General features: G+C 62.4%; 10 protein-coding genes. 3 read left to right on the top strand and 7 right to left on the bottom strand.

Going from position 1 to position 13,601, the window contains the following annotated elements:
* Window positions 1-256: 256 nt before the first annotated feature.
* The 3 genes from N2600_RS05840 to N2600_RS05830 form a co-directional block, all read right to left on the bottom strand.
* Entirely contained in the window at window positions 257-1,462 is a 1,206-nt protein-coding gene (locus tag N2600_RS05840) for an adenylate/guanylate cyclase domain-containing protein (RefSeq protein WP_222386177.1), read from the bottom strand.
* Between the two features lie 30 nt (window positions 1,463-1,492).
* Complete coding sequence (locus N2600_RS05835) at window positions 1,493-3,112, bottom strand: MDR family MFS transporter (RefSeq protein WP_260298401.1); 1,620 nt, start codon at window positions 3,110-3,112, stop codon at window positions 1,493-1,495.
* 117 nt (window positions 3,113-3,229) lie between these two features.
* The gene (locus N2600_RS05830; RefSeq protein ID WP_260298399.1) at window positions 3,230-4,510 is read right to left on the bottom strand and encodes an HlyD family secretion protein; all 1,281 of its coding nucleotides are present in this window, start codon (window positions 4,508-4,510) and stop codon (window positions 3,230-3,232) included.
* Window positions 4,511-4,648: 138 nt separating this feature from the next.
* On the opposite strand from N2600_RS05830, the gene N2600_RS05825 reads away from it, so the two are divergent.
* The gene (locus N2600_RS05825; RefSeq protein ID WP_170258730.1) at window positions 4,649-5,551 is read left to right on the top strand and encodes a LysR family transcriptional regulator; all 903 of its coding nucleotides are present in this window, start codon (window positions 4,649-4,651) and stop codon (window positions 5,549-5,551) included.
* Window positions 5,552-5,750: 199 nt separating this feature from the next.
* On the opposite strand, the gene N2600_RS05820 is transcribed toward N2600_RS05825, so the two are convergent.
* Entirely contained in the window at window positions 5,751-6,638 is an 888-nt protein-coding gene (locus N2600_RS05820) for a branched-chain amino acid aminotransferase (RefSeq protein ID WP_260298398.1), read from the bottom strand.
* A gap of 249 nt (window positions 6,639-6,887) precedes the next feature.
* Here N2600_RS05820 and N2600_RS05815 point away from each other — a divergent pair, with 249 nt between their 5' ends.
* Window positions 6,888-7,931 (top strand): zinc-dependent alcohol dehydrogenase family protein, encoded by a 1,044-nt coding sequence (locus N2600_RS05815; protein WP_260298396.1) that lies wholly within the window; start codon window positions 6,888-6,890, stop codon window positions 7,929-7,931.
* Between the two features lie 249 nt (window positions 7,932-8,180).
* Here the strand turns inward: N2600_RS05815 and N2600_RS05810 are convergent, their stop codons facing one another.
* Complete coding sequence (locus N2600_RS05810; protein WP_260298395.1) at window positions 8,181-8,999, bottom strand: sugar phosphate isomerase/epimerase family protein; 819 nt, start codon at window positions 8,997-8,999, stop codon at window positions 8,181-8,183.
* Window positions 9,000-9,414: 415 nt separating this feature from the next.
* On the opposite strand from N2600_RS05810, the gene N2600_RS05805 reads away from it, so the two are divergent.
* Window positions 9,415-9,882 (top strand): cupin domain-containing protein, encoded by a 468-nt coding sequence (locus tag N2600_RS05805; RefSeq protein WP_260298394.1) that lies wholly within the window; start codon window positions 9,415-9,417, stop codon window positions 9,880-9,882.
* A gap of 54 nt (window positions 9,883-9,936) precedes the next feature.
* Here the strand turns inward: N2600_RS05805 and N2600_RS05800 are convergent, their stop codons facing one another.
* On the bottom strand, window positions 9,937-10,452 hold the full coding sequence (locus N2600_RS05800; protein WP_170263154.1) for an AAA family ATPase: 516 nt from the start codon (window positions 10,450-10,452) through the stop codon (window positions 9,937-9,939).
* A 131-nt stretch (window positions 10,453-10,583) separates the two neighbouring features.
* Complete coding sequence (locus tag N2600_RS05795) at window positions 10,584-12,965, bottom strand: methyl-accepting chemotaxis protein (protein WP_260298393.1); 2,382 nt, start codon at window positions 12,963-12,965, stop codon at window positions 10,584-10,586.
* Between the last annotated feature and the right edge of the window lie 636 nt (window positions 12,966-13,601).

Here is a 13,601-nt window from a genome sequence, read left to right as displayed (position 1 = left end):
TGGGCAAACCTGCCATGCATTTTATGCAAGTGGGCGTTGGGGGGTTGGGAATGAACTGCCTGACCTCACAGCAATAAAGCTGCCCCTCACCCTAACCCTCTCCCCGTTCTGACGGGGAGAGGGGACGTGCCTCAAGCAACGGTGGAAGGCAGTAGAGGCGTCGCGGCATATCCCTTCTCCCCGCGAGCGGGAGAAGGTGCCGGCAGGCGGAAGGGGCGGACCAGAAATCTGGATTCTGCCAGCTGGGTGGGCTCACCTACCGCACAATCGTGAACAGCTCGACCGCATCGGCAAAACCCTTCAGCCTGTGCGACCCGACCGACACCACATCCCCTGCCCGCGCTTCCTCACGGAACGGCGCCGACATCAGCAAGGCTTCTCCGAGTTCGCTGCAGGCGGTCTGGATGCGGCTGACCAGGTTGACGTCGCCGCCGATCAGGGTGAAGTCGAGGCGGCGGCCGGAGCCGACGTTGCCGTAGCTGACCTCGCCGTAGTGCAGAGCGATTCCGGCCTTCACGCCGATGCCCTCGTATTGGAAATGGTCGATCTCATCGAGGATGGCGCGGGCCGATGCCAGGGCCGCACCGCAGGAATGGGCGGCATCATAACCCGGGAAGAAGGCAAGCACGGCGTCGCCCATGAATTTCAGCACTTCGCCGCCCTCGCGGGTGATGGCCGGTACGATCCTGTCGAAATAGGCGTTCAGCAGCCCGAGCACGGTGCTGCCGGGCAGCCGGTTCGACAGCTCGGTGAAGCCGCGCAGATCGCAGAGCAGCAGCGCTGCCTCCATCGATTCGATCTCGTCGCGGCGGATGCGGCCGGCCAGGATGCGGCTTGCCGTCAGCGGGCCGATATAGGTATCGAGCAGGCTGAGCTCGACCTGGCGAAGGATGCGCAGTTCGCTGGTGTTGCGCAGCGCCGGCAAGATTCGCTCGATCACCTGACGCTCGGAGGCGGTGAAGCCGCCCGGCCGCTTCGTGCCGAAGACGGCGGCGCTGACCGGGCCGTCGACATTGCAGAGCGGCGCGATGACGAGCTGCATCAGGCCGCGATCGGCGAAGACATCGATATGCTGCCAGCGGCCATGCACGCTTTCGCCGGTATCGACGACCAGCGGCTCGCGAGTTTCCATGACCTTGCGCAGCGGCGTATTTGATATGGCGACGCGCGCGCCGTGTTCCCGATCATGGATCTCGACCGGTTCACCCGGCGCCCAGGCGATGGTGCGGCCGATGAACTCGGGATGCAGGGTCATCAGATGCAGCGTCAACCGGTCGATCGGAAGGCCAAGCGCCTGAAGCCGCCGGCCAAGGCCGGAGACGAGGCCGACTTCGTCGAGCGCGTGGCATTCGTCGCCGGAGAGCCATTCGATGATGGAGAGCAGTGCGCCGACACTGACGGCATAGCCGGCGGCCTTGGGCTGGAGCCTGTCGATATCGGGGGCATGGATCGCTGGCGTCATGGCTTTCTCCTCCTTGAGGGCCGCAAGGCGCTAGTGAGCGCCGCCGCCGGAGAGTTGACCGGGTTTCCTCAGAAGCAGGCTTGCAAGCAGGGCGACGACCAGGGCCACGCCGAGCAGGAAGAACGTGTCGCTGAAGGCCATGATATTGGCCTGCTTACGTATTTTGAGCGCGATGGCGACGACAGCCTTGTGGCTGGCAAGCGCCTGATCGCTGACGCCGTGGCTCATGAAATAGCCGGTGAGCCTGGCAATGCGATCGCGGGTGGCTTCCTCGAAGACCGAGACCGAATTGGTCAGGATATTCGAGTGGAACTGTTCGCGTTTCGACAGGAAGGTCTGCAGCGAGGCGATGCCGACGGCGCCGCCGAGATTGCGCATCATGTTGAAAAGCGCCGAAGCCGAGCCGGCATTCTCCTGCTCGATGCCTGCGGTGGCGATCGCCGAGAGGGGCGTGAAGACGAGCGCCTGGCCGATAGCTCGGACAATGTTCGGCCAGAACAGCTGGTCGCTCGCATAATCGCCGGTCATGTGCACGTTCATGAAGTTCGAGGCGGCGAAAAGTGCAAAGCCGATGATGATCAGCAGGCGCACATCGAAACGCTTCATCAGCCGTGGCACCAGCGGAATCAGCAGCAGCTGCGGAATACCGGTCCAGGCGAGAACCATGCCGATCTGCTCGGAATTATAGCCCTGGATGCGGGTCAGATAGATCGGCAGCACGAAGACCGAGCCGTAAAGCGCAATGCCGAGCAGGAAATTGGCGACGATGCCGAAGCCGAAGTTGCGGCGCACCAACAGGCGGAGGTTCAAGAGCGGATGGGCGGCATGCAGTTCGATGATCAGGAACAGCGTCAGCGAGACGGCAGCAATGACCGAAAGGCGGACGATGAAATCGGAGCCGAACCAGTCTTCCTTGTTGCCTTCTTCCAACACCGTCTGCAGGGCCGCCAGGCCGATCGCCATGGTGACGATGCCCGGCCAGTCGCCCTTGGCGAGCAGCTTCAGGTTCATCGGCCCGCGATCGAGCGAAGCCCAGAGCATGCCGACCATCAGCGCGCCGGGCACCAAGTTGACATAGAAGATATATTCCCAGCCCCAATTCTCGGTGAGGTAACCGCCGATCGTCGGGCCGATGGCCGGTGCGAAGGTTGCCGACAGGGCAAAGAGGGCAAGGCCGATCGGCTGCTTGGCCTTGGGCAGCAGCGTGATGATGATGGTAAAGGCCATCGGGATCAGCACGCCGCCGGAAAAGCCCTGAATGGCGCGCAGGATGATCATCTGCTGCAGATTGGCCGCGAAGGCGCAGGCAACGGAAAAGATCAGGAAGAGGATGGCGTTAGCAAGCAGATAATTGCGGACCGAGAAGACGCGCGCCAGCCAAGCGCTCAAGGGAATGACGACGATTTCGGCGATCAGATAGGAGGTGGAAATCCAACCACCGTCATCCGTGCCGGCGCCGATCGCTCCCTGGATATCGGCCAGCGAAGCATTGACGATCTGAATGTTGAGGACCGCCATGAAGGCGCCGAGCGTCGAGCCGACAACGGCTGCCCACATGCGCAGCGGGCTCAGCGCGGCAGGTGTCGCGGGCGCTGCGGCGGCGGGGCGCGCCAGCGCATTGCCGTTTGCGGCGATCTGAAGAGTGGCCATGACCTATCTCCTTCCGGCTCTTGCGGAAAACTTTCTCATGACGGGGTTCGCGTGATCATTCGGGAATGATCGGATCATTCGGGAATGATCGGGATAATTGGGCGAACAAGGGTAGGATCATCCAGCGTGGCTGGGTAATCCGGCTGTTCCAGGGGCTTGGGCAGGCTTGGTCTCGGCAGCTTCGGTCTGGGCAGCCTTGGTGTCGATTTCGGGCTCGACCGACATGCCCGAGCGCAACAGGCCGCTCAGAGCCTCATCATCAATGACGATCTTGACCGGGATGCGTTGGACGATCTTGGTGAAGTTGCCGGTGGCATTGTCCGGCGGCAGCAGCGAGAATTCCAGCCCGCTTGCCGGCGAAACGCTGTCGACATGACCCCTGATCGAGATATCGGGAAAGCTGTCGACCTTGATCTCGACCGACTGGCCGGGGCTGATATAGGTCAGCTGCGTCTCCTTGAAATTGGCGACGACGTAGACCGCGTGCAGCGGCACGACCGCCATCAGCTGCGTGCCCGAGGTGACATATTGGCCGACCCGGATAGACCGGGCGCCGACCGTGCCGTCGACGGCGGCGACGATGTCGGTATAGGAGAGGTTGAGTTCTGCCTGATGGGCGGCGGCGACCGCACGGTCACGCTGGGCAACCGTCTGTTCGCGCTCAGTCTGAAGCACCGGCACCCTATTCTGAGCCGTGACGAGGGCCGCCCGGTCGCGCTCGAGGGCGGCAGCGGCCTGGTCGCGGGCTGACTGGGTCTGCTCGGCGCGAGACTGGGTGCCGGCGCCGTTGGTGATCAGGCGGGCCGAGCGGGCGGCATCGGACACGGCAAAGTCCAGCGAGGCCTGCGAGGCATCGATCGTCGCCTTGGCCTGCTCGATCACCGACTGCTGCAGGGCGATCTGGGCGTCGATATTGGTGATGGCGGCTTCGGCGGCTTTCACATCGGCCTTCGCCTGCGACAGTGCGGCCTGGAAATCGCGGTCGTCGATACGGGCGAGAACCTGGCCGGCCTTGATCGCGTCATTGTCGTTGACCAGCACTTGGCTGATATAGCCGGCAACCTTCGGGGCGACGGTGGTGTAATCGGCCTTCACATAGGCATCGTCGGTGGATTCGATGAAGCGGCCGACCGTCCAGTAGCGGTAGCCGAAATCGCCTGCGAAAGCGATGCCGGCAAGCAGCGCGGCGGCAAGGACGGCGCGCTTGACGATGCAGCGGCCGGTCTGTTTGGGAGTTTCCGCAAACGGTGCTTCGGTGGCTGGTGCTTCGGCGACCGGCGCTTCGGAGACAGGCATGGGAGGCGCCTCGGCGGCTGGCGCCCTGGCGGCTTCCTCGGCCAGGATCTGCTCGGCTTGCCTCGCACTTTCGAAAACTTGCCTGTGGGGTAACTCGACCATCCTAACTCTCCTTCAGCGTTGGCCTCCTCTGTGAGAGGCCCCGTTCGATGCGAAGGAAAATGCACCCTGACATTCATTTTGATAATCTGCTTAAATCGGGAAGGATCATCAACTCTCAGCGGATAATCCGAGGGCAATATGGATCGGCTGACAAGCCTCACAGTCTTTGGCCGCGTGGTCGAATGCGGCGGTTTTTCCGCCGCCGCGCGCCGGCTCAACATGTCCGTCACCATGGTCGGCAACCACGTGCAATCGCTGGAGGATCGGCTCGGTGTGCGGCTGCTTAACCGCACGACGCGCAAGGTCAGCCTGACGGAAACCGGCAAATATTATTATGAGCGTTCGTCACAGATCCTGGCCGAGCTCGATGAGGCGGACCGGACGGCGGGCGCGCTGAGCACGACGCCGCGCGGCACGCTGAAGGTCTACACCAGTAGCGCCATCGTGCGTTTCCTGCTGCCTGTCGTCAGCGAATTTATGGAACTCTATCCGTCGATCGCACTCGATTTCAGCGTCGGCGAGCGGATGGTCGACATGATCGAGGATGGCTACGACCTGGTGATGCGCACGGTACCACCGCCGGATTCATCGCTCGTCGCCCGCAAGCTGACGCCATGGCGCCATATGCTCGTCTGCTCGCCGGCCTATTTCGAGACCCATCCGATGCCGAAGGCGCCGGCCGAGGTCGCCGATCACAATTGCCTGCAATATGCCTATTACCCCTATGGCGACGAATGGCGCTTCGAGGATGGCGAAGGCAACAAGGAGAGCGTCAAGATCAGCGGCAACGTCGTTTCCAACAGTGCCGAGATGCTGCGCTTCCTGACGCTGACCGGGCGCGGCATCTTCCTGGCGCCGAGTTTCGTGGTGTTCGACGACATCGCCGAAGGGCGGCTGGTGAAGATCATGCCGGACTACCGGCCGGTCGAATTCAATATCAACGCGGTCTATCCCAACCGCAGCCATCTGCCGACGAAGGTGCGGCTGTTCATCGACCTCTTGGCGGAGAGATTTGCGGAGCATCGGAAGTGGATGACGTGAAGGGTGGGTAGGCCTGCTCTTGGCGTCGGGCTCGGGTAAGGTGGCACCCCCTCTGCCCTGCCGGGCAGAGGGGGGTGGATGCGGATCTCAGTTCTGCGACAGGCGGCCGCCCCGGCCCTGCGCTTGCGCTTCGGGCGTTCGTCGCTGCAATCGATTCACTGGATCGATTGCTTCGGCTTCGCCGAACCGCTTCTCACCCTCACTCTTCACTCTCGCTTCTGCCGAAGGCCCAGTCCATGTAGAGCTCCAGCGCCTTGCGGGTGACCGGGCCTTCCTGGAGGTCGCGGCCGTCGAGGCGGATGACGCCGACGACTTTGGAATAATTGCCGGTGGTGAAGATCTCGTCGGCTTGCATGAAGTCCTCGACGGAGAGCGCTGCTTCATGCACGTCGAAACCGGCCTTGCGCAGCAGACCGATGACGCGGGAACGCGTAATGCCGGCGAGGAAAGTGCGGTTGGCGGCGGGTGTCATCACCACGCCGTCCCTGACCATGAAGACGTTCGACGAGGCGGTCTCGACGACGTTGCCGTTCAGGTCGCGCACCAGCGCATTGTCGAAACCGCGGCTGCGCGCCTCGGCGATCATGCGGCCGCTATTTGGATAGAGCGAGCCGGTCTTCGCCTCGGTCATCGCCGTTTCCGGCGACGGGCGGCGATAGGGCGAGACGGTGAGGCTTGTGCCGCCATGGCCGCCCATCGGCGCCTCGAACAGGCAGAGCGCGAAGCGGGTCGAGTCCCCATCGACCGAGACGACGCTGCCCGGAGAACCGTGTTCGCCCCAATACATCGGCTTGATGTAGATCGGTGTGGCGCCATCGAATTTCGCGACGCCTTCCCAGGCAAGTGCCACGATCTCCTCGGCTGATTTCACCGGCTTCAGGCCCATGGCGAGCGCCGAGCGGTTGATGCGCTGGCAGTGCAGGTCGAGATCCGGCGCGATGCCGTCGAACCAGCGGGCGCCGTCGAAGACCGTGGAGCCGAGCCACATGGCATGCGAGGTCGGCCCGATCAGCGGCGGATTGCCGGGGAGCCACTCCCCGTCGACATGAGTCCAAGTGGTTGAACGGGGTGATGTATCGACGGCCATGATGGTCTCCTCCTGAAGCCGGAAAAGGAAAAACCGCCGCGGCAAGCCGGGTCAAGGACAAATCCCGCGCGGAAACACGGAAGCAAGAAAATGCCGGAGGATGCGATCCCGCCGCAATATTCGTGCGCAGCAACAGCGGCTTCAGCGATGGGTTCATCAGCAAAAATGATGGAATGGAATGTTGGAATGGCCGCTTGCCGCATGCGATGATGGGTGCAATTTCGGAATAAGCAGCAAGGGAAAACGCCGATGAAAGCCATGTTCTACGAAGCCTTCGAACAGGCGCCCGAAATCCGCACCCTGCCCGATCCGACGCCAACCGAGGACGGCGTCGTCATAGCGGTCGGGGCCAGCGGGCTCTGCCGCAGCGACTGGCACGGCTGGATGGGGCACGACCCCGATATCCGCCTGCCGCATGTGCCTGGACACGAGCTTGCCGGGCGAATCGTCGCCACCGGCCGCGGCGTGATGCGCTTCAAGGTGGGCGACCGGGTGACTGTGCCCTTCGTTTCCGGCTGCGGCCATTGTGGGGAGTGCCATTCCGGCAACCAGCAGGTCTGCCCGAACCAGTTCCAGCCGGGCTTCACCCATTGGGGATCGTTTGCCGAATATGTGGCGATCGATTATGCCGACACCAATCTGGTGCACCTGCCCGATACGATCGAGGATGCGACGGCGGCAAGCCTCGGCTGCCGCTTCGCCACCTCATTTCGCGCCGTCGCGGACCAGGCGCGCACCGGGCCTGGCGAATGGATCGCCGTGCATGGCTGCGGCGGTGTCGGCCTGTCGGCGATCATGATCGCCACCGCGCTCGGGGCGAATGCGATCGGCATCGATATATCCGAGGAGAAGCTTGCCTTTGCGCGGGAGTGCGGGGCGGTGGCGACGGTCAATGCGTCAGGCGTCGCCGACGTGGCGGAGGCAGTCCGCGAGATCACCAAGGGCGGCGCGCATGTCTCGATCGACGCGCTCGGCCATCCCGTCACCTGCTTCAACTCGATCAAGAACCTGCGCCGGCGCGGACGGCATGTGCAGGTGGGGTTGATGCTCGGCGAGCATGCGACACCGCAAATCCCGATGGCGCAGGTCATCGGCCACGAGTTGGAAATCTACGGCAGCCACGGCATGCAGGCCTGGCGTTACGACGCCATGCTGTCGATGCTTTCGGCCGGCAAGATCGCGCCGCAGAAGCTGATCGGACGCCGCGTCAGCCTCGAGGAAGCCGTGCCGGCGCTGATGGCGCTCGACAAGGCTGAGGCCACAGGGATCAGCGTGATTACCCGGTTTTCATGAGGGAGCTCCGCCCTCCCCTGCTCGTGGCGAGCAGGGGAGGAGCAAAGCGCCGCCACTGTCCTCTTCTCCCCAGCGGGGAGAAGTGCCGGAGCGATAGCGAGGCGATGAGGGGGTGAGCGGCAAAGCCGCGAATGCGCTGAGCGCAAGCGAAGGGCAATAGTAAATGTTTTGCCGTGCGGCCCCCATCCGCCCTACGGGCACCTTCTCCCCGAGGGGAGAAGAGGGAGCCAGGCCGCTTTGCAACGACCCTTATTCAGCCAGACCGATCGAGGCGAGATAGGCAGCAGAGGCCGGGATCTTCGACTTGTCCTTAATCTCGATGATGAGGCGCGGGTTGCTTTCGAGCTTGGCAAGGGCCGCAAAGACGGCATGCCAGCGGATCGTGCCTTCGCCGAGGCTCCAGTGGCGGTCGGCATAGCCGTCGGCATCCTGCAGGTGGACATGCTGCAGGCGATTGCCGGCGGCCTTGACGTAATAATCGACCGGCGGCGCACCGGTATAGCCATGGGCATAATGGGCGTGGCCGGTATCGATCGAGACGGCGACGGCAGGCGATTGGAAGCTCTCGGCAAGCGCCACGCGACTATGCGGATCCTTGTCCTCGATGTTCTCGATGACCATGGTGCAGCCGATATCCTCGGCGCGCCTGACGGCGTCGCGCAGGGTCATGTGCGTGCGCTCGGCCAACGCTTCACGGGCGCCGGCATTGTCGTCGAGATTGTTGTAGGACCAGGACGCATAGGGGCTGTGGATGACCATATGGGTCGCGCCGATGGCGGCGCAGACATCGAGGCCCTGCAGCAGGCGTTTTGTGACGATGGCGCGGATATCGGGATCTTCCGAGGCGATGGTGAAGCCCCAGAACGGGCCGTGAATGCCGAGGCGGCCGCCATGACCGTCGAGAAGCCGCCTGGCGCGGGCGGCAAGCGGCGCCCAGTCGCCGTTCAGAACCTCGGCATCGATGAAGCTCTGCAATTCGAGATCGCGGGACTTTTCGAACAGCCAGTCACGGTGCAGTTCGACTTCGTCGAGCGTCATGGCGGCGCCGACGACGGGAAGAGAGGACATGGATGCGCTCCATCAATGTGAATGCCGGGACGGCGTGGAAGAACGGCCCCAGGGAAGGCCAAGAACAGCCGCCGCGTTCTATGCACCCCTTCTGTGTCGGCGGTATTACGGGCGCAGAACCTTTCGAACCGCTGCGGCCTCAGTCATTTCCGCATAGCTGATGCGGCATTGGCGGACCTTGCGGAAACGCCCCGAAGTACCGATATCGGCCCCGACAGTCTCGTGACGCAGTGGCGCGCGAGCGGCGTTGAACCCCTGGCAATGGAGCCGTTTGTTCAGCGCTTCGGCTGATATAGCGCGCTTCTATGAAAGCGCTCGGCGATGTTACCCCCAACGACAGGCGGGTTGTCAAAGGCGTTGCAAAGGTCTAACGGCTGCGCCCGCAAGAATAAGCCCGTAAGAAAAAGAAAGAGACATGATGTCCAACTCATCTGTGAAAATGCCTGCAAGCGACGAGGCCAAGCGGTTTTTCGTCCTCGGCGACCGGGTCGAGCGGCGGCTTAGGATCAGCGGAACCTGGCTCAATATATTCGATGTCACCGTGCCATCAGGCAGCCGAACGCCGAAACATGCGCATGCGAGCCCGGAAGTGTTCCGCATCATCGAGGGAAACCTAACGATCTGGCGCCTGAGCGACAGCGGCCCCGAAGAGATCGAGGCCAGCGCCGGCGACATCGTCACCATCCCGCCCTTCATGGTGCACGGCTATTCCAACCGCGGAACCGTACCCGTGGTCTTTTCCGCGGTCGTCGATCGAGATATGGCCGAGTTCATCGAAGCGGAAGGCGCGACCGAGCCCCCGAAGGCCAGCCCTTCGGCGGAAACCATCGCCCGCATGACGGCGGCGGCCAATGCCTACGGGATTACTATTCTCGCGGCGTGACGGCGTGAGCGCATGATGCCGTTTTTCGGACGGCATCATGCGTTCCTTCGTCGGTTATGCCAGGCTTTTGGCAGGAGCCGATTTCAATCGGCTCACCAGTTCGTCCAAAACGGCGTCGACCGTTTTCGAAGCTGTATCGATGACGATTGCATCGTGCCATTCGTCATAGGCTCTTTCGGAAATCTCCTGCCATGTCGGCTTCACCAGACCTTCGACGTCGGTGAGGCGCGTTTCAGCACGCTTGCGGTGCTCGGCTTTGTCCGAGCAAACGATCTCGACCTCCGCCGCTGTCACCCCGGCAGCCTGCGCGACCGAACGCCATGCTGACCTGGTTATCCGGAGCGGATTGACGGAGTCGGCGATAACGGTCCTGCCGAGGGTCAGATTGTCTCCGGCAATACCATAAGCCGCGATATAGCCTGCAGGCCCGGCATCGTCGGCAATTCCGGAGGCGCGGATTGCTTGCTCGATGGTATCGACGCGCACATGGACCGCATACAACCGCTCGGCCAAAGCGCGGGCGATCGTCGTCTTTCCACTGCCAGGCAGACCGCCAAAGATAATGAGCATCGTGACCTCGGCGTTGATTGGAGAAGCTTCCCGAGAACGTCAGAGCAGCTCACGGTCGTGCAATACTTCACCATTAAGCCCCGGTTCGCAATTCCTTCGTCAGCATTGGGTTTTCACCACCAGCCTCAAGACTAAAACTCTTCCCAGTTGCCCTCGGTCGAAGCTTGTGCGGCCGACGTGCCGAAGGCGGCTGCGAGCTTGCCGCCGAGTGCGCGGGCTGGTGACGGAGCGGGCCTGGCGTGGTCGGTGGCCGAGGCGGGAACCGGTCTGCGCGCCGCAAGCGTCGCCGCGACCGGGCGCGCCAACGGCCTGGCAGTCGTCCGCGCGGCAGGAGCCGCGTTGGCCGCCTGGCCGAGATTGAACTGTGCCAGACGCTCCGAGAGGGCAGACACCTCCGTCACCAGCGTGTGCGAGGCGGCATTCGATTCCTCGACCATTGCGGCATTCTTCTGGGTCGACTGGTCCATCTGGTTGACCGCCGTGTTGATCTCCAGAAGACCCGTCGACTGTTCACGGGCGGCCTGGACGACCGCCTGGACATTGCTGTTGATCTGCTGGACTTCGGCAACGATCGCCTGCAGCGCCTTGCCGGTCTGGCCGACGAGATCGACGCCACGCTTGACCTGGGCGCCGGACGAGGTGATCAGCGCCTTGATCTCCTTGGCGGCCGTCGCCGAGCGCTGCGCCAGTTCGCGCACTTCTTGTGCGACGACGGCAAAGCCCTTGCCGGCCTCCCCCGCGCGTGCTGCCTCGACGCCTGCATTGAGGGCCAGCAGGTTGGTCTGGAAGGCAATATCGTCGATCACGCCGATGATGTTGGAGATCGACTGCGAGGATTGCTCGATGCCGGTCATGGCGTCGACGGCATTGCGCACGATCTCTCCGGACTTTTCAGCACCATCCTTGGTGCGGCTGACGAGCGTTCCCGCCTCCTCGGCCCGAAGGGTGGAGTCCTTGACCGAGGTGGTGATCTGCTCGAGCGCGGCGGCGGTCTCCTCGACGGAAGCGGCCTGCTGTTCGGTGCGGCGGGCGAGATCGTCGGCGCCCGAGCGGATTTCTTCCGAACCGGCCTGAATGACGGCAGCGTTTTCGGAGAAGGAAATCAGCGCCGCCTGGAGCTTTTCGACAGACGCGTTGAAATTGATGCGGATTTCGTCAAGGGAGTCGGCGAATGGCTTTTCCAGCCGGATGGTCATGTCTCCATTGGATAGGCCGGCCAGTCCGTTGCCGAGTTCGCTCACCGCGAACTTGATCGAATCCTCGCGGGCGGCGTGGAGGACGGAACGTTGCTGTCGTTCGATCTCTTCGCGGGACCGGGAGGTTTCCGCATCGGCTTCGAGCTTGATCTTCTGGCGATTGTTTTCCAGCAGGATGGCGAGGGAGCGGGAGAGGTCGCCGATTTCGTCTTTGGCATTCTTGTCGTTCAATTGCACGTCGAGTTGGCCATGGGCGATGCGGTCAGTCTCGGCAATCACGCCCTCAATGCGGCGGATGAATTTGCGGGCAATGAGCCAGCCTGCGAGACCGAGCAGGAGTGCAGCGATGGCGGTGATCGCAACGGCGCTCCAGGCCATGTTGTTGAGTTGGGCAAAGACGGTGGATTTAGGCACCGAAACAATGGCGTACCAGTTCAGGTCATTCGTGAGCTTTACCGGATAGGCGACCGAGAAATAGGTCTGGCCGTCCGGGCCTGCGATCTCCTGCGCGACGCCGGGCTTGGCGATCAACTGATCCCAGCCGGCCGTGAGATCGCCGCCGTCCTTGATATTCTTGCCTGCGAGTTCGGCGGAGGGATGGCTGATGATGCCGCCAGCGCCCGTCACCAAGCTGAGATAGCCGGTCTCCATCGGGTGGACTGCGGAGATCGCCTTGTTGGCGTCGTCGAGCGAAATGTCCATGCCGGCGACGCCCAGCGCCTTGCCATCGACCATGATCGGCTTGGCGACCGAAGTCATCAGCACGTCCTTGCCGTCGACCGCGTAGACATAGGGTTCGATGACGACGGTCTTTTTCTGGGTAAAGGGAAGCTGATAGTAATCGCCGGCGCCAGACACGCCATAATCGACCAGCGGCGTGTGCTGGATCTTGTCGCCACTGCGCACCCAGTAGGGCAGGTAGCGGCCGGTCGTGTCGTGGCCTTCCTTGCCGACGAAATCCTTGTCCTTGCCGTCGAAAGCATTCGGTTCCCAACCGGTCCAAACACCAAGCGCCATCGGATTATCCTGCAGCGTGTTCTTCAGCAGGTCGTCGGCGGCCGCACGATTGGCGTTTCCGCCGTCCTTCATCGTCGATAGCGATATTTCCAACGCATTGACGATGCCGAGCGCCACGCTCATCGATTTCTCGACGTTGAGCGCATTGGCAGCAGCGATCTGGAGCATCTCGTCGAGGCTCGATTTGCGCATGTCGTTATAGGCGATGTAAAAAAGAACGCCCGATGCCGCGATCGTGGCGATGACACCGCAGGCCGCCACGGAAAAAATGTTGCGTCCGGTAGCCGATTTGAACTGCATACGCCTAACCTCCTCGAGCGGGCAGGTCATCGATCGCGCACCGATCTATTCCGTCCCGGCTTCCCCTGACCGAGAACTGATTTCGAGACGTGCCTGCACGTCGCGGAAATCGTTCGCAATTTAAGGAAAATACGAAAAGGCTGTTAATTTACGGTGTATTGCTCCGGCTTTACTTATGACCGGGCAGCCTGCTGCGCCTCTTTTAAGACGCGCAAACGCGGTGATGCTGCCGTTGTCGAAACTGTCACATCAAGACGCTATAAGGATTTTCGCCGGGCACCTCTTGCGTCGGCACTGTTTCACCGTCAAAATTGTGCCATGCCTGACAGTGACCCATCCAGTACAAGCTCCGCCCCTCCCAACCGGGATCTCCCGACCGAGGAAGCAGGCGACCACTGTAGAACGTGCGATGACGCCGCCTCGCCTCAAGCATATCAACGCTCCCGCAGAGAGCCGCTTCCCAGACCATTGTCGATGACGGGTGGCCGCGGGGCCTACCCGGATTTACCGATGGCCCATGACTTTCACTTCAGAGGAGCGGCCTGATGGAACCTGCATTGGTGTCAACACAATGATGGAAAGACGATAGGCGATGCATATGGGCGTCTATATAGCGTTCCTTCGAATGCCTCGCCG

Origin of the sequence: Rhizobium sp. WSM1274 (assembly GCF_025200775.1) — a bacterium.
GTDB classification, from domain to species: domain Bacteria; phylum Pseudomonadota; class Alphaproteobacteria; order Rhizobiales; family Rhizobiaceae; genus Rhizobium; species Rhizobium leguminosarum_I.
Note: the sequence above shows the minus strand (reverse complement) of the source record. Positions and strands in the feature narration are given on the sequence as shown.

Excerpts from the sequence above, each read along its gene's own strand:
- N2600_RS05840 (WP_222386177.1), bottom strand. The coding sequence starts at position 1,462 with ATGACGCCAGCGATCCATGCCCCCGATATCGACAGGCTCCAGCCCAAG.
- N2600_RS05835 (WP_260298401.1), bottom strand. The coding sequence starts at position 3,112 with ATGGCCACTCTTCAGATCGCCGCAAACGGCAATGCGCTGGCGCGCCCC.
- N2600_RS05830 (WP_260298399.1), bottom strand. The coding sequence starts at position 4,510 with ATGGTCGAGTTACCCCACAGGCAAGTTTTCGAAAGTGCGAGGCAAGCC.
- N2600_RS05825 (WP_170258730.1), top strand. The coding sequence starts at position 4,649 with ATGGATCGGCTGACAAGCCTCACAGTCTTTGGCCGCGTGGTCGAATGC.
- N2600_RS05820 (WP_260298398.1), bottom strand. The coding sequence starts at position 6,638 with ATGGCCGTCGATACATCACCCCGTTCAACCACTTGGACTCATGTCGAC.
- N2600_RS05815 (WP_260298396.1), top strand. The coding sequence starts at position 6,888 with ATGAAAGCCATGTTCTACGAAGCCTTCGAACAGGCGCCCGAAATCCGC.
- N2600_RS05810 (WP_260298395.1), bottom strand. The coding sequence starts at position 8,999 with ATGTCCTCTCTTCCCGTCGTCGGCGCCGCCATGACGCTCGACGAAGTC.
- N2600_RS05805 (WP_260298394.1), top strand. The coding sequence starts at position 9,415 with ATGATGTCCAACTCATCTGTGAAAATGCCTGCAAGCGACGAGGCCAAG.
- N2600_RS05800 (WP_170263154.1), bottom strand. The coding sequence starts at position 10,452 with ATGCTCATTATCTTTGGCGGTCTGCCTGGCAGTGGAAAGACGACGATC.
- N2600_RS05795 (WP_260298393.1), bottom strand. The coding sequence starts at position 12,965 with ATGCAGTTCAAATCGGCTACCGGACGCAACATTTTTTCCGTGGCGGCC.